Source organism: Terrisporobacter vanillatitrophus, from assembly GCF_051148895.1.
Classification (GTDB): domain Bacteria; phylum Bacillota; class Clostridia; order Peptostreptococcales; family Peptostreptococcaceae; genus Terrisporobacter; species Terrisporobacter vanillatitrophus.
Genome location: NZ_CP154625.1, coordinates 3,016,378 through 3,039,618, shown reverse-complemented (window position 1 = coordinate 3,039,618; position 23,241 = coordinate 3,016,378). Strand labels below are relative to the sequence as shown.

The window sequence follows — 23,241 nt, the reverse complement described above, 5'->3', positions numbered from 1 at the left end:
ATTTATTAGTAGTAATTTTTAAGGACAATATATAGTTTAAAAGTTTTTATTACTAAATTCAATAAAAATTCATTGCGATACAATTAATTGTTAAAAAATAAACTATATAAATGCATTAATGTTAGTAATTAGCTTATTTTTAATAATTAAAAATATAATATTTCCGAATAAGTATACAAGCGCTTTTGGGTGAGATTATATATATATTGATTTAATTTTATATATTAATTTGATAAAAATTTAACAAAAATATTGACAGTTGAAACAAGATAATTTATTATATGTAGTATAGAAAGTTGTTAAAAATATAACAAAGTTTATTGACATTATAATTATATAGGGGGAGTTTTGAAATGAGTAAAGAAACAAAAAAAGTTAAAGTTGTAAACCAAGAAGTAAATGTTGAAAGCATGATTAATGAATTAGTGGAGAAGGCAACTATAGCTAAAGAAGCTATGTTAAAGTTAGATCAAGAAGCAGTAGATAAAATAGTAGCAGCTATGGCTAAGGCTGGACTTGATAAACACATAGAACTTGCTCAACTTGCAGTAAACGAAACTGGAAGAGGAATTTTTGAAGATAAAGTAACTAAAAATATGTTTGCAACAGAATATATTTATAATAGTATAAAATACACAAAAACAGTTGGAGTGATAGAAGAAAATGAAGAAGATGGATATATGATGGTTGCTGAACCAATAGGTGTAGTAGCTGGGGTAACTCCTGTTACAAACCCAACTTCAACTACAATGTTCAAAACATTAATATCTATGAAGGGGAGAAATCCAATAATATTCTCATTCCATCCATCAGCTCAAAAATGTTCTGCAGAAGCAGCTAGAATATTAAGAGATGCAGCTATAGAAGCTGGAGCACCAGAAAACTGTGTTCAATGGATAGAAGCTCCATCATTAGAAGCATCTAGTGCATTAATGAAACATAACGGAGTATCATTAATACTTGCAACAGGAGGACCTGGAATGGTTAAGTCTGCTTACTCTGCAGGAAAACCAGCACTTGGAGTTGGAGCAGGAAACGTACCTTGCTTTATAGAAAAATCTGCTGATATAAAACAAGCAGTAAATGATTTAATATTATCTAAATCATTTGATAACGGAATGATATGTGCTTCTGAGCAAGCAGTTATAATAGAAGAATGTATATACGATGAAGTAGTAGCTTTACTTAAGCATTATAATTGCTACTTTGTAGAAGGAAAAGAAAAAGAATTATTAGAAAAAACAGTTATAAATCCAGAAACTAAAACATTAAATCCAAATATAGTTGGACAAAGTCCATATACAATAGCTAAAATGTCAGGATTTGAAGTTCCTAAAGATGTTAAGATTTTAGTGGCAGAAATAGAAGGCGTAGGGATGGATTACCCATTATCAAAAGAAAAATTGTCTCCAGTACTAGCTTGTATAAAAGTTAAAGATGCAAAAGAGGGAGTACAAAGATGTGTTGATATGACAGAATTTGGGGGACTTGGTCACTCTGCTGTTATACACTCAAACAATGATGATGTAATCTTAGAATTCTCTCAAAGAGTAAGAACAGGAAGACTTCTAGTAAATGCACCATCTACTCATGGGGCTATAGGAGATTTATACAATGTAAATACTCCATCATTAACTTTAGGATGCGGATCAATGGGTAACAACTCAACTACAGATAACGTATCAGCTGTAAACTTAATAAACGTTAAAAAGGTTACTAAGAGGAGAGTTAATATGCAATGGTTCAAAATTCCAGAAAAAATATATCATGAAATGAATTCAATTCAATACCTAGAAAAAATGGAAGGTGTTGAAAGAGTAATGATAGTTACTGATAGAATGATGGTTCAACTTGGATATGCTGATAAATTAGAATATCAATTAAGAAAAAGAAGAAATCCAGTAATGGTAGAAGTATTTGCTGATGTAGAACCAGACCCATCAGTAGACACTGTATTAAATGGTGCTGAAGCAATGAGAAAGTTCCAACCAGACACAATAATAGCTTTAGGTGGAGGATCTGCAATGGATGCTGCTAAAGGTATGTGGTTATTCTATGAAAACCCAGAAGCAAACTTTGAAGATTTAAGACTTAAATTTGCTGATATAAGAAAAAGAGTTTACAAGTTCCCTAAATTAGGAAGAAAAGCTAAAATGGTAGCTATACCAACTACTTCAGGAACAGGATCAGAAGTAACTTCATTTGCAGTTATAACTGATAAAGTAAACAATGTTAAATATCCTTTAGCTGATTATGAGTTAACTCCAGACGTGGCTATAATAGACCCACAATTTGTAATGTCTGTACCAGCTGCTGTTACTGCAGATACAGGACTTGACGTATTAACTCATGCAATAGAAGCTTACGTTTCTATAATGGCTACTGATTACACAGATGCTCTTGCAATGAAAGCTATACAAATGGTATTTGAATACTTACCAGTATCATATAAAGGTGGACACACTGCTGAAGGTAGAGAAGCTAGAGAAAAAATGCATAATGCTTCTTGTATAGCAGGTATGGCATTTGCCAATGCTTTCTTAGGTATAAACCACTCACTAGCTCATAAATTAGGATCTGAGTTCCATATACCACATGGTAGAGCTAATGCAATATTATTACCACACGTAATAGAGTACAATGCACAAATGCCAACTAAATTTGCTGCATTCCCTAGATATAAATCTTTCGTAGCTGATAAGAAATATGCTGAAATAGCAAAAGTTCTTGGATTAAAAGCTAATACAACTGAAGAAGGAGTTAAGAGCTTAGTTGAGGCTGTTAGAAACTTAATGAAAGAATTAAATATGCCAATGTCTATAGAAGAATGTGGTATAGAAAAAGAAACTTACTTTGGTGCAATTGAAAAATTAGCTTTAGATGCATTTGATGATCAATGTACTCCTGCTAACCCAAGATTACCATTAGTAACTGAATTACATGATATATATAAGAATATATATCTAGCTAAAAAAGAAGAAAAAACATTAGTATAAAAATAGTTTAATTAGTGATTTCTTAAAAATATAACCTTATAATTAATATTATCTGCAATGCAAGAGGGGCTGTCGCACTAAAAAAATAGGGCGATGCCCTTTTTGCATAAAAAATAAATCCCAAGTTCAAAAGATCTTGGGATTTTTGTATAATTATTTTATGACCAAACAAAATATTATACAAATTGATTATACTAAGTATGGTGATAATTATCAATTAAAATTACCACTAGAGATTGATTATTTAATTCCAAAAGATGATTCAGTGAGGTTATTAAGTCAAACTATAGAGGAGATGAATTTAGAAAAGTTATATCAGACTTATTCTCGAATTAGAGAAAATACAATAACCCCAAGAGAAATGTTAAAAATCATTGTTTACGGATATATGAATAGCTTATATTCTTCAAGAAAAATAGAAAATGCATGCAAAAGAGATGTTAATTTTATGTATCTTTTAGGCGGAGCCTCCGCTCCAGATCATTCAACAATTGCCAGATTTCGTAGTATACATTTCGCACCAGTATCTGAAGAATTACTTGCCCAATTAGCAAATATGCTTGCAGATAAAAATGAAATTTCAAAAGAAACAATATTTATAGATGGTACTAAAATAGAAGCGTCATCTAATAGATATACTTTTGTTTGGAAAAAAGCTGTAACAAAAAATATGCAAAAAATGATGGATAAAATACCTAATTTCGTTTTAAAATGTGAACAAGATTTTGGTATCAAATTAATTTATAAAAACAAAATCAAAATGCATCATCTAAAAAAATTACTAAAAAAACTTAAGAAAATAGCAAATGAAGAAGATGTTGTATTTGTTTATGGTAAAGGTAAAAGAAAATCGCCTATTCAAAAATCTATTGAAGAATTAGATAGCTATATTGATAGATTAAAAAAATACACTAAAGATTTACATATAATGGGTGAACGTAATAGCTACTCTAAAACAGATAAAGATGCCACTTTCATGAGAATGAAGGAAGATCATATGAAAAATGGTCAATTAAAACCTGCTTACAACGTTCAGTTTGGAGTTGATTCTGAATATATAGTCTGGATAAGTGCAGGACCTCAACCAGCTGACACAACTACTCTAATACCATTTTTACAAAATGCAGAGTCATATTTAAGTTTTAAATATCCTAAAGTAATAACTGATTCAGGATATGAAAGTGAAGAAAACTATGTACATCTAGAAAAAAATGGACAACAATCATTTATAAAACCAGCTAATTATGAAATTAGTAAAACAAGAAAATATAAAAATGATATTGGTAGAATGGATAATATGTCTTACAACGATAAAGATGACTATTATCTATGTAAAAACAATAAGAAATTAACTGTTACTAGCACAAAAACCAGAAAAAGTACAACTGGATACAAGTGTGAAATAACTTGTTATATGTGCGAAGATTGTAAAGGATGTCAATTTAAAACTAAATGCATTAAAGGAAATAACTGTAAAACTCCTTTAGAAGATAGAACTAAAAAACTTAATATTTCAAAAGTATTTAATGAAAAACGTAAAGGAAATTTACAAAGAATAGTGAGTACCGAAGGTATTCAACTAAGAATGAATAGAAGTATTCAAGCCGAAGGAGCATTCGCTCAAATAAAACAAAACATGGAATTTAGAAGGTTTTTATGTAAAGGTGAAAAAAATATTTTAGCGGAATGTATTTTATTAGGAATGGCTTATAACATAAATAAATTGCATAATAAAATACAAAATGGAAAATGTAAAACATCCCTTCATCCTTTAAAGAAAATCGCTTAATTTTAATATAGATAGCTAAAAAAACGGTATTTCAAATACCTTTATTTGTCATGCTTATTTTTAGTAAATATAAGTGAAATAAAATTATTTTCAGTAGTTTTGAGTTTTAAATAAGTAAAAAGGAGCTATCGCCCAACGATTTTTCAATCGTTTATGCGACAGCCTCTTTTGTATATAAAATTATCTTATCTAATTATTATATTCATATAGAAGTACAAAAATTGACAATAGAAGATATTTAATGTTAACATTAAGTTAAAATTAAATTGATAAACTATTAACTTATAATTTGTATGTTGTTATTGTATAATAATATAAAAATTATATTGCAAAGGAGTGATAAGATGATAAATTTGATGGTTATAAGTGCTCTTGTAATATTAATATGCATTACATCTAGTAAAGCATTGTATAAATTCGGGGTGCCCACACTTTTGATCTTTATAGTACTTGGAATGTTATTTGGAGCAGATGGAATAGTTGGAATTGATTATAATGATCTTGAATTAACAAAGAGTATCTGCACCTTAGCTCTTATTTTTATAATGTTCTTTGGTGGTTTTGGTACAAATTGGGGAATGGCAAAGCCAGTTGCAATCCCGTCTATATTAATGGCAACTTTAGGAGTAGGTATTACAGCAGGACTTACAGGGATATTTTGTCATTTAGTCTTAAAGATCACATTGTTAGAAGGTCTTCTTATAGGTTCTGTGGTTGCATCTACAGATGCAGCATCAGTATTTTCTATACTTCGTTCACGAAAATTAAACCTAAAAGGTTCAATTGCATCTCTATTAGAAGTTGAAAGTGGAAGTAATGATCCTTTTGCTTATATGCTAACTATAATTGTACTTTCGTTAATGTCTAATCAAGGAACTTCAGGTATACTGCCAATGTTATTTAATCAAATTGTAGTAGCAATTATATCGGCTGCTATATTATCAAAATTAACTGTATATTTATTAAGACATATAGATTTTGAAATAGAAGGGTTTTATCCCGTACTTGTAACAGCTATCGCAGTTTTATCTTATGGATTAAGTGAATTATTTGGTGGAAATGGTTACTTAAGTGTATATATAACGGGAATAGTAATTGGGAATAGTAAGATTCCTCATAAAAAAAGTTTATTTGAATTTTTTGACAGCATATCATGGCTTATGCAAATAATATTATTTTTCTTATTAGGATTACTTTCTTATCCATCTAAAATGTCTGATGTAATTTTAAATGGAACTTTAGTATCTATATTTATGATATTTATAGCAAGACCTCTAGCAACATTTAGTATTTTAAGTTGGTTTAAAATACCTTTTAAACAGCAAGTTTTTATATCCTGGGTAGGACTTAGAGGAGCTGCATCCATTGTTTTTGCCATATTTGCTCTAACTTATGGAGTTCCAATTTATAGTGATATATATCATATTATATTTTTTATAGCACTATTCTCAGTCGCCATTCAAGGGACTCTTATACCCAAAGTTGCATCAAAATTAGATTTAATAGATGATGAATCTTCAGTTTTCAAAACTTTTAATGACTATAAAGAAAACAAAAGCACAAAGCTAATAGAAATATTAATTACTGAAGATAGTAATTTGGCAAACAAAACTATTATGGATAGTAATATACCAGAGGATATTCTTATAGTAATGGTAAAACGAGAAGGTGATGTATTTGTTCCAAATGGTTCTACAAAAATACTTCCAGGAGATATACTAGTTGTAACAGGAAACAATTTTGATAATTTGAGAATGTATCAAGAAGGAAAGAGTACAAAACTTATGGAAATATTTGTGGGAGCTAAAAGTAATTTTGCAAATAAAACAATTGCGGAGGCGGATATACCAGATGAAATTCTTGTAGTAATGATAAAGAGAAAAGGAGAAATAATTATTCCAAATGGTTCTACAGAAATACTTTCTAATGATATATTAGTAATAACAGGAACTGATATTAGTGATATAGATAAATTAGATATGGTCAATCATTAAGTATAAATTGATACGTTTGCAAATCAAAATTAATGAATAAATGAGGAAATTTTAAACTATGACAAAAAATATAAACATGCGAGAAGAACTTGAAGAAGTGCTATTAACATATGAAAAACCGTCTAGATATTTTATGAGTTTAAAAGATGATAATGATTTGGATATAAAATTTCCTGAAATAGGTGATTTGGTAGGGGTAATTCAATCTCCTGTACATCATCCAGAAGGTGATGTATTTAATCACACTAAGATGGTTGTAGATGAGGCTGCAAAGTTAAAGAATAAAGCTAAAAATCCCATTGGATTTATGTATTCAGCCTTATGTCATGATTTTGGAAAGGTAATTACAACTACAACAAAAGAAGATGGAAAAATAATTTCTTATAATCATGAAAGAGCAGGCTTAAAATTAGCTAGGAAATTCTTAAATAGAACAACTAGAAAAGAAGAGAATGAATTTAGAGATTATGTACTAAACATGGTAGAACTTCACATGCAACCAAATCAATTGGCAAATCAAAATAGCAGGTTAAAAAGTACTCGAAAGTTATTTAATAAGTCAGTTTGTCCACAGGATTTGATACTGTTGGCAAAGGCAGATGCTCTTGGAAGGTCAGTAAATGAAGATTACTTACTGAAAGAAGCTTATCTAAAAAATGCATTAAAAGATTTTCAGGAACTAGAATAATTATAATATTAAAAAAGAAAAAAATCACAAATTAATATAAATGTATCTTAAAAGTCTGTTTTATAAAAAGTATCACAGACTTTTTTGTTTATAAAAAAGTATAAAATTAAGAATTGTATATGAAAAATGTTTAATTGTATTTAAAAAAATAAAATATAATTGACAAAAATAAAAGAAGTTACTACTATTTAATTAATGAAATTTAATTAATTAAAAATAATTGAACACAGTTAAGTGTGCTTAGAATAAAAATAACTTAATTGCTTTTTCAGATATTAATAATATTTTAAGGGGGAAATGATTATGTTAAAAACAACAAAAATAACTGACCCAGAATTATATTCAATAGTAGAAAAAGAATTAGAAAGACAAAAATATAATATAGAAATGATAGCATCTGAAAGCTCTGCACCAACAGAAATATTGGAACTTATGGGAAGTGTATTTGTAAATAAAACAGAAGAAGGCCTTCCAGGTAAGAGATATCAAGCAGGTTCACAATATGCTGATGAAGTGGAAAATTTATGTATTGAGAGAGCTAAAGAAGCCTTTGGTTGTGAATATGTAAATGTTCAAGCTTATTCAGGAGCAACTGCAAACTATACAGTATTTAATGCTGTACTTGACCCAGGAGACAAAATACTTGCCATGAGGTTAGATCATGGGGGACATTTAACTCATGGTTCACCAGCAAATTTTGTAAGTAAAATATTTAATTATGAGCACTATGGTGTAGATTTAGAAAGCGAAACAATAAATTATGATGAAGTTGAAGCTAAAGCATTAGCATTTGAGCCTAAAATGATAATAGCAGGAGCTAGTGCTTATCCAAGACTTATAGATTACAAAAGAATGAGAGAAATTGCTGATAAAGTTGGAGCTTATTTAATGGTAGATATGGCTCATATATCAGGACTTATAGGAGCTGGTGTAATTCCTTCACCTATACCTTATGCAGATTTCTGTACATCTTCTTGTTCAAAAACAATTTGTGGCCCAAGAGGTGGGTTTGTAATGTGTAAAGAAAAATATGCAAAAGCATTAAATAGATCTACTTTCCCTGGAACACTTGGTTCTATACAAATAAATGGTATTGCAGCAAAAGCAAATATGTTTAAGAGAGTAAGAGAGCCAGAGTTTATCGCTACAATGGAAAGAGTTTTAGATAATGCTAAATATTTAGCAAAAGAACTTGAAGCAAGAGGATTTAGAATAGTAAGTGGCGGAACTGATAACCATACAGTACTTGTTGATTTAAGAGATAAAAAAATAACTGGTAAACAGTTTGACCAAGCGCTTGAATCCGTAGGGATAACAGTAAATAAAAATACTATTCCAAATGACCCAGAAAGTCCATTTGTAACAAGTGGTGTACGTATAGGGCTTACAGCAGTATCAGAACGTGGATTTGGGCATGCTGAAATCTCTCAAATAGCTGAAATAATGGAAAAAGTTGCAGATAATATATATAATGAAGATGTTTTAAAAGAATGTAAAGTTCAAGCAAGAAATTTAATTTCAAAATTCCTTCTATATCCAGATGGGTATTTTGAAGACTAAAAAGAGCCTCTCGCAGTAATAGGTATATTTTTATAGATAGACCTTTTACTTAAATTATTAATATATAACATAAAAATGGTGAGCTTAACATGCATGCGCACCATTTTTATATGTTAAAATTTTATAATTTATTAATTTGATAATAGTGTTACCTGAAGTAATAGGTAAGTCACTTATTTGAAATTATGAATCAAGCAAATTTTTCATATTTAAATTAATGTTTAATAAATTAAAAATATTGTATAAAAATAAGATTGTGTTAAATCTGATTTAATAAAATAAATTGTATTTGATGATAAGCTAGAGAATTAAGAAATTGTGGTATAATAAGAAAGAAAACAAAATCAAGAGATTATCATATGAATTTTTAAGGAGAATATAAATGGGTGATTTGAATATAGGGGAAAAAATAGCACAATACAGAAAAAGTAAAGATTTAAGTATAAGAGAGTTGGCAAAAATGGCAGAAGTTACACCATCACTACTAAGTCAGATAGAAAGAGGTTTAGCAAATCCATCAGTTAACTCTCTAAAGTCCATAGCAAATGCACTGAATGCACCCTTATTTACATTTTTTACTTCAGAGGTAATAAAAGAAGATTTAATTGTAAGGGGAAATAATAGAAAAAAAGTAATACTTCCTGGAGCTGAAAATGTTATATATGAAATGCTAGCACCTGGTATAAACGATAATTTAGAATTTGCCATTATGGATTTATCACCTAAATCATCATCATGTACTGAGTACATTCATCATAATGGATATGAAATTGCTTATGTATTGGAAGGTGAAGTTACCTTACATTTAGATGATGAAAAATTTGAATTAAAGAAAGAGGACAGTGTAAAAATTCCCGTTGGAATGAAACATAGATGGGAAAATAATAGTGATTTAGAATCAAAAATTATATTTGCTGTTTTATTATAAAAAATATGTAAATAGATAATTTTTATGAATTAAAAGGCCTGGTTACCATTAATATTGGTATCAGGCCTTAATATTTATCTAAATCATTTTATAAATGTTATATTGATATTAATAAAGTATGTGTATTGATTTTTAATTATAAATTAGTTTTGAAAAATATGGAATTAAATACAAGGTATAAATATATAGATAATAATCAAAAATATAACAAATTAAAAAATAATTATATTTGGTGAGGATTAACATAATGAATAAAGACATAGAAAATACTAAAAATCTAAAAGAAGAAAAAAACATAGAAAATATGATTGATGAATTAGTCAAAAAAGCTAATGTAGCAATGGAAGAAATGTTAAAATTGAATCAAGAAAAAATAGACAAAATAGTTCAAGCTATGGCAAAAGCAGGCCTTGATAAACATATTGAATTGGCAAAAATGGCTGTGGATGAAACTAATATGGGAGTTTTTGAAGATAAAGTAATAAAAAATATTTTTGCAACAGAATATATTTATAACAGTATAAAATATAAAAAGACTGTTGGGATTGTAGAAGAAAATGATGAAGAAGGATATATGATGGTAGCAGAGCCTATAGGAGTAGTTGCAGGGGTAACACCTGTTACTAATCCCACATCAACAACCATGTTTAAATCCTTAATATCCATAAAATCAAGAAATCCAATAATATTTAGTTTTCATCCATCTGCACAAAAATGCTCATCTGAAGCTGCCAGAATATTAAGAGATGCAGCTATAAAAGAAGGGGCACCAAAAGACTGTATACAATGGATAGAGCAACCATCCTTAGAGGCATCTAGTGTGCTTATGAAACATAAGGGTACATCCATAATTTTAGCAACTGGAGGACCTGGAATGGTTAAATCAGCATATTCTTCTGGTAAGCCAGCTTTAGGAGTTGGAGCAGGAAACGTTCCTTGTTTTATCGAGAAATCTGCAGATATTAATCAAGCAGTTAATGATTTAATAATGTCTAAATCCTTTGATAATGGTGTGATATGTGCATCTGAACAGGCTGTAATAATAGAAGATGAAATATATGAAGATGTGGTGTCTCTAATGAAAAATAATAAATGTCATTTTGTAAATGATGAAGAAAAACAATTACTAGAAAAGACGGTTATAAATAGCGAGACTAAATCATTAAATCCAAAAATAGTAGGACAAAGTGCTTACAAAATAGCACAGATGTCAGGGTTTGACGTACCAGAAGACACTAAAATATTAGTGGCAGAAATTAATGGAGTAGGTCAGGATTATCCTTTATCTAAAGAAAAACTTAGTCCAGTTTTAGCTTGTATAAAGGTGAAAAATTCAGATGAAGGTATAGATAAATGTGTTGAAATGACAGTATTTGGAGGTCTTGGACACTCGGCATGTATACATTCAAATGATGATGATATAATTTTCAAGTTTAGTAATAAAGTAAAAACAGGAAGACTTTTAATAAATACACCATCAGCTCAAGGAGCTATCGGTGGTATATATAATTCTAATGTACCATCATTAACTTTAGGATGTGGATCTATGGGTAATAACTCTACTACGGAAAATATATCTGCCATTAATTTAATCAATCTTAAAAGGGTAGCAAAAAGAACTGTAAATATGCAGTGGTTTAAAGTTCCGGAAAGAATTTACCATGAAATGGGATCCATTCGATATTTGGAGAAATTGCCTAATGCAGAAAGAATAATCATAATTACAGATAGAACTATGCAAGATATAGGATATGTAAAGAAAATAGAATATCAATTAAGAAAAAGAAAAAATCCAGTTATGATAGAAAAATTTACAGAGGTTGAAGTAGACCCATCCGTAGAAACAGTATTAAATGGAGCTAAGGAAATGGTAAAATTTAAACCAGACACAATTATAGCATTAGGCGGAGGTTCAGTAATTGATGCAGCAAAAGGAATGTGGTTATTCTATGAAAATCCACAGGTGAATTTTGAAGATTTAAGACTTAAATTTATGGATATAAGAAAAAGAGTTTACAAGTTTCCTAAATTAGGTAAAAAATCACAACTAGTGGCAATACCAACCACATCAGGAACTGGCTCAGAAGTTACTTCTTTTGCAGTCATAACAGACAAAGAAAATAATATGAAATATCCTTTGGCTGACTATGAATTAACGCCAGATGTGGCAATAGTGAATCCTCAGTTTGTTATGAGTTTGCCAAAATCAGTTGTTGCAGATACAGGACTGGATGTATTAACTCATGCAATAGAAGCTTATGTTTCAGTAATGGCGACAGATTACACAGATGCACTAGCTTTAAAAGCCATAGAAATGGTATTTAAATATTTACCAATATCATATAAAGGTGAAGATTCAGCTGAATGTAAAGAAGCTAGAGAAAAAATGCATAATGCTTCTTGTATTGCTGGAATGGCATTTGCCAATGCTTTTTTAGGTATAAATCACTCCTTAGCACATAAGCTTGGAGCACAATTTCATATACCTCATGGAAAAGCAAATGCAATTTTATTACCTTATGTAATAGAATATAATTCACAAATACCAAGTAAGTTTACAGCATTTCCTAAATATAAGTCTTTTGGAGCGCATAAGAAATATTGCGATATTGCAAAGATACTTGGATTAAAAGCTGATAGTGTTGAAGAAGGCGTTAAAAATTTAATTGAAGAAATGAGAAGGCTAATGAGAGAGTTAAATGAACCAATGAGTATTAAAGAGTGTGGTATAGAAAAAGATGAGTATTTTTCTGCTATAGAAAAACTATCTTTGGAAGCATTTGATGATCAATGTACTTCTGCAAATCCAAGATTGCCGTTAGTTAGTGAATTAAAAGAAATATATATGAAAATATATTAAGGATAAATATGAAAAAATATAAAAAATAATAATTTTCTGATAATTAGATATAATATTTTAAAAATACTTATTGACAAATAATATTTATTCGTATATCATTACTATTATAATTAATTGAAAAGATGAATAAAGCAATGAAGGGAAGAGTAATTATAATACAGAGTCAAAGCGAACTGGTTATGGTGTGAGTCCAGTACAAAGTATATAGTGAAGAACCTCCCAGAGCTACTAACCGAAATCTAATAGAGAGTAGACTTAGTCGGAACCAGGCCGTTACCTACTTGGCAATGTATTATTTAGTACGTTGAATGAGTTGAACTTTTATTAAAGTTAAATTAGGTGGTACCGCGGAAGTCTAGCCTTTCGTCCTATTTATATAGGATGAAAGGCTTTTTTTATTGGAAAAATCAGAATAATAAATCAAAAGGAGTGAAGTAATATGTGTTTAGTAATACCAAAAAGATATGAGAGTAATTTAGGAGTTTTAGAAACTCAACAGGCAATAAAAGATTTAAAGGATTTTTTTGAAAATAGATTAGGAGAAATGTTAAAATTGACAAGAGTATCTTCTCCTTTATTTGTTTTACCAGAAACAGGAACGAATGATAACTTAAATGGTGTGGAAAAACCAGTAAGCTTTCAAGTTCCTCATTTAAGAAAAGATGCAGAAATAGTACATTCTTTAGCTAAATGGAAAAGAATGGCTCTTAGAAAATACGGATTCTCTGTAGGTAGAGGTTTATATACTGATATGAACGCTATTAGAAAAGATGAAGAACTAGACAACTTACATTCTTTATATGTGGATCAATGGGATTGGGAACTTATAATAAGTAAAGAAGATAGAACTGTGGAAACCTTAAAGAAAGTTGTAAGGGATTTGTATAAAGTTTTTAAAGAAACTGAAGAACATATTCATAGTATATATTCAGAAATAGAATGTGTGTTACCAGAAGAAATAACTTTCATCACTTCACAGGAACTACTAGATATGTATCCAGATTTAAGTGCAAAAGAAAGAGAAAATGCTATTGTAAAAGAGAAAAAAGCAGTTTTCTTAATGCAAATAGGAAAAACATTAAGTAGTGGACAAAAACATGATGGAAGAAGTCCTGATTATGATGACTGGGATTTAAATGGAGATATATTATTCTACAACCCAGTATTAGATAGTGCTATAGAACTTTCTTCTATGGGAATTAGAGTAGATGAAGAAGCATTAGAAAGACAATTAAAAGTGGCTAAGTGTGAAGACAGAAAAGAATTAGATTATCATAAAGCTTTATTAGATGGGAAATTACCATACACAATAGGTGGAGGTATAGGTCAATCTAGAATATGTATGTTCTTCCTAAATAAAGCTCATATAGGTGAAGTACAAGTAGGAATTTGGCCTCAAGAGATGATTGAAGAATGTAGTCAAGCAGGAATAACTTTATTATAATTTGTAAATTTCTAACCAAAAAGATTACCAAATTTCAATAAAAACTCATATTATATAATAAAAAATTTTGATTACATTAAAATTTGAAAATATGATAAAATAAGCACATAACATGTAGTTTTGATAACGTAAGTCTAGTTGTCAAAACTACTTTTTTTTATGTAAGACGGTCAATTTATTTTACCATATGAAGTATTTAACTATATTGAAAATCATATGTAACCAATTTTATAATACATTTTTCTATACATTTGTATATAATTTAGATAAGAAGTAATATGAAAATAGTAATTTTTTACTACTTAGGGGGAAAAATGTATAAAGCAATTTTACCAATTATAGATGTAGATATAATTGTGGTTATTTTTTTGGTAGTTATACTACATGCATATAAAACAAAATTTAAAATGAATGAAAAAATAAATAAAACTTATGTTTATATAATAATTACTACTATAATAATTATAATTTTAGAAATATTAGATAAAATTTTATTATTACATCATAATACTATTCTTGTTCCTATTACAAAAATAATTAATATTATAGGGTTTGGATTATCTCCCATGGTATCATTTTTATGGATGGTATATTTATTGCAATATTTTAATATGGAGTTAAGATCAAAACTTATGATAATCCCATTAATAATAAATTTAGCAATCAGTTTATTGAGCTATAAATATGGATTTATATTTGAAGTCAATAATATAAATATATATAGCAGAGGTGTCTTTTTTCTTACATCGATTTTCATAACATATTTTTACTTTATGACAAGCTTAATAATTATATTTAAAAATAAAGAAAAAACAGAAGATAAAGAATATATAAATTTGATTATGTTTGAAGCTATACCTTTTATTGCAGCCATTATTCAAATATTTTTTAATAATTTATTACTTATTTGGGGATCTGTAGGAATATCTTTAGTAATACATTATATATATCTTCAGGAAAAACTGTTAAGATATGATAACTTAACAGGTGTATGGAATAGGATGACTAGTGAATTATATATATATAATAATTTTATAAATAAGAATAGGTCATTTTCACTTGTTTATGTGGATGTTAATGACTTTAAACTTATTAACGACACCTACGGTCATAATGAAGGAGATAAGGCTTTAATAAATATTGCTAATTTCCTAAAAGATTATTTTAAGAGTATAGGCAAAGTAGGTAGGATGGGTGGAGATGAGTTTATTATAATTATTTACAAAGAAAATGGCATTCAAATAAATAGTATAATTAGAGATATAAATATTCAGCTATGTAAATATAATATTGAATTAAATAAACCATACAAATTAACCATAAGTACTGGTTATAAAAAATTTTATAATGATTATTCACAAATTGCTGATTATATTAAAGATGTTGATGAGTTAATGTACATAAACAAACAAAAAATAAAGAAAAAGTTATATTAGTCAATCCTTGGAAATACAGATGGGAGAACATGTATGAAGGAATGTATTAAAAAATAAAATATTATTATTTATTACAATAATATTCAGTGTTATATCATCCATAACTATAGTAGGTGTATCGTTATTACTACAATCAACAGTAGACAAAGTAATGAATGGAGATATGGAAGGATTTAAAAAATTAGTAGAATAAAATTATATTATCTATTTATTATTAGTTTTACAGTTTTCAGTGGCATTTTTAGCAACAATAGGTATATTACTATATTTAAGTCCATTAGTAACATGTTGTTTATTTGTAAGTATGTTATTAATCTTTATAGTGCAAAGTATTATTAAGTTTATATGACAAGATAATTTTTATGGAAGATGGTTAAATAGTTGAGCAAGGAAGCTTTAATGAGTTAATAAAAAAGAAGAAAGATTTTATGATTTTTATAAGTTAGAAACAGCATGATTAATTATAAACAAAAAGTGATGAATTAGAAAATAATTCATCACTTTTTTTCTTTTTAAGATAATTCATTTACTGCTTTTAAAGTTTTTGTTGGGCAACAAGTTTCATATATAATACTTCCATCTTCTCCAATGTAAGAATTATAAACTGTTAAATTTTTAATTAATTCACTGTAATGATATGCAAGTAAACCTACATTATTAGGTGTTGGTAGTCTTACTACTTTTGTTTCATCAAATTTAAATTTATTTTGTTTTAATATGCTTCTTGCAATATTTACATCGCTTAAAGACTGAACACTATCTTCTCCAACTATAAACACAAATTTTAGTTGTTTGTTATTTTCTGATATATAATATGCAGAGATATTTAAGTTATTTTCTCCAAGAGTATTTAACAAGGCAGATAGGTATTCTTCGCTAGTATAAACAGTAAATTGAACTATAATATTAGCACTTAAATTTTTATCTTTATTCATAATTCACTGTCCTCCCTTGTAATAATATTAAGACATATTCTTTAATGCCTATATCCTATAATATGGCATAATAGACTTGGATGTTACAAAAATTTACATTTATTAATAAGTTAATAAATTTGTGGTAGTTTTAAATTTATAGTAAATTTGTATATAATAAGATAAAACGTATGTATTTATAAAAATACTAATTAAGGAAGTTATTATGAAAAAAATAAAAATATCAGTGAGAAACTTAGTTGAGTTTATTATGAAGAAGGGAAGTATAGACAATAGATTTGTAGGAAATATTAAAGCAATTGAAGGAATTAGAGGCCATCAAAAAGTGCAAAAATCCTATGGAGATGAATATACTTCAGAAATATCTATAAAACATACATTTACTTATGAGGAAGTAGAAATAGAAGTTGAAGGAAGAATAGACGGACTATTAATTGAAAATAGTAAAGTTATAATTGATGAAATAAAAACTACTACAAAAGATTTGCTATTAATAGATGAAGATAGCAATCCACTTCATTGGGCTCAGGTAAAATGCTATGGATATATGTATTGTATTCAACATGATTTAGATAATATAGATTTACAAGTAACTTATTATAATATAGAGAATAAATCTACAAGAATATTGAGAAAAAACTTCCAACTAAGGGAATTAAAAGAGTTTTTCTTTAAGTTAATCGATGAATATAAACTATGGGTAAATATGGAGAAACAATGGATGGAAATAAGAAATGAATCCATTAAAAGCTTAAAGTTTCCATTTGAAAAATATAGGCCAGGGCAACGAGAATTTGCAGTGAGAGTTTATAAAAGTATAGTAGATAGAAAGAAATGTTTTGCCATGGCACCAACAGGTACAGGAAAAACTATATCAACACTTTTTCCAGCTATAAAAGCAATGGGAGAAGGTAAAACGTCAAAAATTTTTTACCTTACAGCAAAAACTATAACACGAGAAGTAGTAAATGATACTATAAATGTGATGAAAAAACAACACTTAAATTTAAAAAGTATAACAATAACTGCAAAAGAAAAGATATGTAAGATGGAAGATGTCAATTGTAATCCAGATTATTGTCCTTATGCCAAGGGGTACTATGATAAAATAAACAATGCGCTTAAGGAGATTCTAACTAAATATAGTGATTTTAGCAGAAAAAAAATTGATGAAATAAGTGAAGTTTATAAATTGTGCCCCTTTGAATTATGTCTTGATTTAACTATGTTTAGTGATGTAATAATTTGTGATTATAATTACATATTTGATCCTAGAGTTTATTTAAAAAGATATTTTGATGTAAAAAAAACAGATTTTACATTTCTTGTAGACGAGGCACATAATTTATTAGACAGAAGTAGAAATATGTATTCTGCCGAAATAAATCAAAATATTTTTATAAAAATGAAGAAAATAATAGGTAAAAAAGATAAAAGAATATTAAATACAATAAAAGAAATAGAAAAATATTTTACAGATAAATCAAAGGTATTAAATTTAATAAAAGAAAAACATATTATTGAAGAGGAATTGCCTAGATCTCTTATAGAACTATTTAATATTTTAATGAAGTTTATGGATGAATATTTATCAAGAGGTAATGAAGATAACTCTGAACTACTAGATTTGTATTTTGAAGTTAATAAATTTTTATCTATTTCAATTTTTTATAATGACAATTATAGAACTATATGTAGTGATGAATTGTTAGGTGTTAGTGTGAAACTATTTTGTGCAAATCCTTCAGACTTAATTATTGAAAAAATGAATAAATCTAAATCTACAACAATTTTTTCTGCAACTTTAACACCTTTAAACTATTACAAAGAGCTCTATGGTAGTGAGGATAGAGACTTCGTAATAGATTTGAAGAGCCCTTTTGATGTAAACAACAGATTGATAATGATAGGAGATAATATTTCTACTAAATATAATAAAAGAGAAGATACAGTAGAAGATTTAGTAGAATATATTAAAGTTTGTGTGGAAAGTAAAATTGGAAATTATATGGTATTTTTCCCGTCATATAAATATATGGAATTGGCTTATGAAAAAATTAGAGATAAATATGAACAACTTAATGTAATCATACAAGAAAATAATATGAGTGAGGAAGAAAAAAAAGAATTCTTAAATTTATTCAATGATAATAAAGAAACTCATGTGGGATTTTGTGTCCTGGGAGGTCATTTTTCAGAAGGTATAGATTTAACGGAAGACAAGCTAATAGGCGTTATTGTTGTGGGAGTTGGAATGCCACAAATAAATATTGAAAGAGATATAATAAAGGACCAGTTAAATGAAAATAATAAAGGATTTGATTATGCTTATGTTTATCCAGGAATGACAAAAGTACTTCAAGCTGTAGGGAGATGTATTAGAACCACTAATGATAGAGGTGTAATTTTGCTTCTAGATAATAGATATTCAAATTATAAATATAAAAGTCTTTTTCCAAAAGAATGGAATCCTTATGTGAGAATAAAAAAGCCTAATGATATTAAGAGTTTATGCAAAAAATTTTGGGATAATGAGTGAAGTAATATAAGAAAAACACTGCGATTTGGTAGTGTTTTTCTTATACAAAATAATTAAAATTGTAGTTTATTTAATATGCCATTAATGATAGTTTTTTTATTTTCACTAAAGTAAATAACCAATCCTGTATAAAATTTATTAGACATATTTAACATTTCTCTCATTTCTATTAAATTACCTAAAAATTCCTCTTTATCCATAGTACCAATAATATATCCTATAAAACATTCTAAGTAAGAAGTTGCTTTTTCTTGCCAGTTAGTTCCTTTTGCTAAAGTGGATTGCGCAAAAGGTGTTATACACATATATGTAGCTAATTCGCCAAGATCCCTTTCATCATAGTTTATTAGATTTTCTTTTGAACTTATTTTAAAATCATCAGATAAAAAAACTTCATTTAACAAATCAGATGTAACATTAATTACGTAAGTTAGTATTTCATCATCAGTACTTTGTGTTAGAGAATGGAATATAATATTATCTGAATCAAAATCTTTATAGTGAATTAAATTTTTTAATTTCATTTCATACCTCCAAATTGTTATAGTAATAATTATATAATGATTACTATATTTTGAGTATAAATATTATTGTCAATTTTTATTCAGTTGTAAAAAATTTATTTATGACATAGACATAACGAATTAACCTAATTATAAGGTATATTTACAACCTTTATTAATAAATTTATATAATATATGTTAGGATATTCTTTTTATGATATAATCCATAAATATAATGAAATTAGTTTGAAATTTTCTAAATTTAATACTCATTAAAAAAAGAAAGGACTGAAGTTTAATGGAATTTATACCAACAAAAACAATCATATCTTCATATAATGAAAATCCCCATTGGTTTGGAATTAATTACAATATGAATATATACAAAGGTTGTTGTCATGGGTGTATTTATTGTGACTCTAGAAGTAATTGTTATCAAATTATAGATTTTGACAGAGTAAGAATAAAGGAAAATTCAATAGAAATAATAAAAAAGGAACTTCAATCTAAAAGAAAAAAAGGTGTAGTTGGAACGGGAGCAATGAGTGATCCTTATAATCCATTTGAAAAAAAATATGAACTGACTAGAGAAGCCTTAAAAATAATTGATGAATACAGGTTTGGAATCGCGATTGCTACAAAAAGTAATTTAATAACCAGAGATATAGATATACTGAAAAAAATACAAAGCCACTCTCCGGTTATAGTTAAAATGACAATTACAACTTTTGATGATGAATTGTGCAAAAAGATTGAAAGAAAAGTATGTACATCAGATGAAAGATTTAAAGCTATTAAAAAATTAAGTGATAATAACATATATACGGGAGTATTACTTATGCCATTATTGCCTTTTATTAATGATAATGAAGATAATATAAAAAATATCATAAGAAAAGTGCATGAATGTGGGGGAAAGTTTATTTTTACATATGGTATGGGCGTAACACTTAGAAATAATCAAAGAGAATATTATTTTCAACAATTGAGAAAAATATTTTCAAAAGAAAACTTAGATAAAATATATATGAACACATTTGGAGAAGTATATGAAAATCCATCACCAAATGCATCTTATCTATGGAAAATATTTAAAGAAGAATGTGAAAAATATAATATTTTATATAAAATGGAAGATATTATAGAAAGTTACAAGTGTAATTATGAAACAACACAGATAACTTGGTTTTAATTATTGTTATATATTTTTTATGATATATTACAAATACAAATTTAGAAGGGAAGAAATATTATGACAGACATAAATGAATTTAATCTAAGTGAAGAAGAGCTTACTGAAATAGAAGAAATTGCAGAATTAGCACAAGGATGCACAGATTATTTATTAGAATCTCTAATAAATCCAAAAACAGGAGAGCAGATTGAATTACAAGAAGATGATAAAAAAGCTATTTTTAAGTTAGTTTTACATAAAACAATGGAATTTATAGAAGAATGTTCTTTTCCAAGTAATGAAGATGATTTTGGAAAGTATGTTGAAACTGTACTTATATATATGCAAGAAAAATTATAGAGGAAAAAGGAGTTGTTTAAACCACTCCTTTTGTTTTGGATAAAATTGATCTATTTTAAAAATGAAATGCTTAGGATAGGGTTTTCATAAAGTGTATGTATAAAAAAATAATAAAATTATTTCAAAAAATATCTAAAATAAGAATGGAAGTGATTGTGATGCTGTTATATCAAAGGTTTGGTGGGTTATAATTGGATAATACATTATTAAATTAAATTTAAAATAGAAGTATACTCATAAGGTTGTGAAAACTTTTTCACAAAAAATAAATTTTTTTGTTGAAAACGTTGTCGAATAATGATATTATAAATTCAAGAAAAAATACATGGAGGAGAAAACATGAAAAATATAGTAAGTAAATGGAATAATATTAGCTTAGTACAAAGAATCATTATAGGGTTAGTTATTGGTATAATACTAGGATTGACAATGCCAACGCAATTAGCACCAATCTCAATTTTAGGATCACTATTCGTAGGGGCTTTGAAAGCTATAGCTCCAGTATTAGTATTTTTCTTAGTTATGGCTGCGCTATCTCAGCATAAAGAAGGTCAAAAAACAAATATAAAATCTATAATAGGTTTATATCTTCTTGGCACATTTATAGCTGGTTCAGTAGCTGTTATATCGAGCTTCTTATTCCCAGTAACATTAACGTTAACAGCGGGAGCTGAGGGAGTAACACCTCCAGGTGGAGTTGGTGAAGTTTTAAACAACTTATTAATGAATGTAGTATCAAATCCAGTAAGTGCAATAGCAGAGGCTAACTATATAGGAGTATTAACTTGGGCAGTTGTTTTTGGACTTGCACTTAAAAATGCATCAGATTCAACAAAAGAAATAATAGTAAATATATCAGATGCAGTATCTCAAGCTGTTAGATGGGTAATAAATTTAGCGCCATTTGGTATAATGGGATTAGTATTTGGTACAATAGCAACATCAGGAATAGAATCATTATTAAGTTATGGGCAATTATTAGGAGTTTTATTAGGAAGTATGGCAATCTTTGCTTTAGTAGTTAACCCAATAATAACTTTTGTGGCAATAAGAAAAAATCCATATCCATTAGTATTAAGATGTTTAAGAGAATCTGGTATTACAGCATTCTTTACAAGAAGCTCTGCTGCAAATATACCAGTAAATATGAAACTTTGTAAAGATTTAGGGTTAGATAGTGATACTTACTCAGTATCAATACCTTTAGGGGCAACTATAAACATGGGTGGAGCTGCAATAACAATATCAGTGCTTGCTTTAGCTGCTGCTCATACTTTAGGAATAAAAGTTGATATAGGAACAGCAATAATATTATCAGTTTTATCAGCAGTATCTGCTTGTGGAGCATCAGGAGTAGCAGGAGGATCATTACTTCTAGTACCACTTGCTTGTTCATTATTTGGAATACCAAACGAAATAGCAATGCAAGTAGTTGGTGTTGGATTTATAATAGGGGTAATACAAGACTCTGCTGAAACTGCATTAAACTCTTCAACAGATGTTCTTTACACTGCAGTTGCAGAATTTGGAAAGAGAAGAAAAGAATCTAGAAATAAAGCGGCTTAATTATTTTAAATTTAGATTAATAGAAATAATAGTAAATATACTAAAACCATATTGATATTTAAATCAATATGGTTTTATTTTTATAATGCTTCTATATGTTTTGAGTGTTGACTATAATTAAATGAAATTATGAATATTAGAAAAATATGTCTAAACATTTTATTCAAGAGATTAATAATAAATATTTAAATATCTATATAAAAAAATCTATAATGTTGAAGTTAATGTAATATAGTGCTAGAATAAGGTTAAAATAAAATATTTAGGGGAGCTATTGCTGAGAATGAATTTTTAATTCTAAACCCATTGAACCTGTTTGGATAATGCCGACGTAGGGAGATTAAGTATTGTATATATTTTGTTTTAACATTTTATTGTTAATGACATTATTTATTAATTTTGATTAAAAGTCGTACATTTATTGTACGACTTTTTATATTAAGACAATCTTTCTTATTTTGCGCAATTA

15 protein-coding genes, 1 riboswitch and 1 other annotated feature are annotated in these 23,241 nt (G+C 27.8%); of the genes, 13 read left to right on the top strand and 2 right to left on the bottom strand.

The window, feature by feature from the left end; all coding sequences use genetic code 11:
• Window positions 1-353: 353 nt before the first annotated feature.
• From adhE (TVTCOM_RS15020) to TVTCOM_RS14980, 9 genes are all read left to right on the top strand, one after another.
• Complete coding sequence (gene adhE / locus TVTCOM_RS15020) at window positions 354-2,996, top strand: bifunctional acetaldehyde-CoA/alcohol dehydrogenase (RefSeq protein ID WP_434797080.1); 2,643 nt, start codon at window positions 354-356, stop codon at window positions 2,994-2,996.
• Window positions 2,997-3,156: 160 nt separating this feature from the next.
• Window positions 3,157-4,785 (top strand): IS1182 family transposase, encoded by a 1,629-nt coding sequence (locus tag TVTCOM_RS15015; protein WP_434797079.1) that lies wholly within the window; start codon window positions 3,157-3,159, stop codon window positions 4,783-4,785.
• Between the two features lie 344 nt (window positions 4,786-5,129).
• On the top strand, window positions 5,130-6,779 hold the full coding sequence (locus tag TVTCOM_RS15010) for a potassium/proton antiporter (protein WP_434797078.1): 1,650 nt from the start codon (window positions 5,130-5,132) through the stop codon (window positions 6,777-6,779).
• A gap of 58 nt (window positions 6,780-6,837) precedes the next feature.
• The gene (locus TVTCOM_RS15005; protein WP_434797077.1) at window positions 6,838-7,467 is read left to right on the top strand and encodes an HD domain-containing protein; all 630 of its coding nucleotides are present in this window, start codon (window positions 6,838-6,840) and stop codon (window positions 7,465-7,467) included.
• 303 nt (window positions 7,468-7,770) lie between these two features.
• Complete coding sequence (glyA, locus tag TVTCOM_RS15000) at window positions 7,771-9,027, top strand: serine hydroxymethyltransferase (protein WP_434797076.1); 1,257 nt, start codon at window positions 7,771-7,773, stop codon at window positions 9,025-9,027.
• 382 nt (window positions 9,028-9,409) lie between these two features.
• Window positions 9,410-9,955 carry a cupin domain-containing protein gene (locus TVTCOM_RS14995; RefSeq protein ID WP_434797075.1) on the top strand — a complete coding sequence of 182 codons (546 nt, stop codon included), beginning with the start codon at window positions 9,410-9,412 and terminating at the stop codon, window positions 9,953-9,955.
• Window positions 9,956-10,202: 247 nt separating this feature from the next.
• Window positions 10,203-12,815: a bifunctional acetaldehyde-CoA/alcohol dehydrogenase gene (gene adhE / locus TVTCOM_RS14990; RefSeq protein ID WP_434797074.1), complete on the top strand. Its 2,613-nt coding sequence runs from the start codon at window positions 10,203-10,205 to the stop codon at window positions 12,813-12,815.
• Window positions 12,816-12,940: 125 nt separating this feature from the next.
• Window positions 12,941-13,189: a binding site (T-box leader), on the top strand.
• A 65-nt stretch (window positions 13,190-13,254) separates the two neighbouring features.
• On the top strand, window positions 13,255-14,259 hold the full coding sequence (asnA, locus tag TVTCOM_RS14985) for an aspartate--ammonia ligase (RefSeq protein ID WP_434797073.1): 1,005 nt from the start codon (window positions 13,255-13,257) through the stop codon (window positions 14,257-14,259).
• Between the two features lie 314 nt (window positions 14,260-14,573).
• Window positions 14,574-15,695 carry a GGDEF domain-containing protein gene (locus tag TVTCOM_RS14980; RefSeq protein WP_434797072.1) on the top strand — a complete coding sequence of 374 codons (1,122 nt, stop codon included), beginning with the start codon at window positions 14,574-14,576 and terminating at the stop codon, window positions 15,693-15,695.
• Between the two features lie 512 nt (window positions 15,696-16,207).
• Here the strand turns inward: TVTCOM_RS14980 and TVTCOM_RS14975 are convergent.
• Window positions 16,208-16,630 carry a hypothetical protein gene (locus TVTCOM_RS14975; RefSeq protein WP_434797071.1) on the bottom strand — a complete coding sequence of 141 codons (423 nt, stop codon included), beginning with the start codon at window positions 16,628-16,630 and terminating at the stop codon, window positions 16,208-16,210.
• Window positions 16,631-16,835: 205 nt separating this feature from the next.
• Between TVTCOM_RS14975 and TVTCOM_RS14970 the strand changes: the two genes are divergently transcribed.
• Window positions 16,836-19,169 (top strand): ATP-dependent DNA helicase, encoded by a 2,334-nt coding sequence (locus tag TVTCOM_RS14970; protein ID WP_434797070.1) that lies wholly within the window; start codon window positions 16,836-16,838, stop codon window positions 19,167-19,169.
• 53 nt (window positions 19,170-19,222) lie between these two features.
• On the opposite strand, the gene TVTCOM_RS14965 is transcribed toward TVTCOM_RS14970, so the two are convergent.
• Window positions 19,223-19,693: a hypothetical protein gene (locus TVTCOM_RS14965; protein ID WP_434797069.1), complete on the bottom strand. Its 471-nt coding sequence runs from the start codon at window positions 19,691-19,693 to the stop codon at window positions 19,223-19,225.
• 277 nt (window positions 19,694-19,970) lie between these two features.
• On the opposite strand from TVTCOM_RS14965, the gene TVTCOM_RS14960 reads away from it, so the two are divergent.
• From TVTCOM_RS14960 to sstT, 3 genes are all read left to right on the top strand, one after another.
• Entirely contained in the window at window positions 19,971-20,864 is an 894-nt protein-coding gene (locus tag TVTCOM_RS14960; RefSeq protein WP_434797068.1) for a radical SAM protein, read from the top strand.
• 60 nt (window positions 20,865-20,924) lie between these two features.
• Complete coding sequence (locus tag TVTCOM_RS14955) at window positions 20,925-21,206, top strand: hypothetical protein (RefSeq protein WP_434797067.1); 282 nt, start codon at window positions 20,925-20,927, stop codon at window positions 21,204-21,206.
• Window positions 21,207-21,545: 339 nt separating this feature from the next.
• A complete protein-coding gene (gene sstT / locus TVTCOM_RS14950; protein ID WP_434797066.1) occupies window positions 21,546-22,772 on the top strand; it encodes a serine/threonine transporter SstT in 1,227 nt (408 codons plus the stop codon).
• Window positions 22,773-23,026: 254 nt separating this feature from the next.
• A riboswitch (TPP riboswitch) is annotated at window positions 23,027-23,127 on the top strand.
• Window positions 23,128-23,241 lie beyond the last annotated feature (114 nt).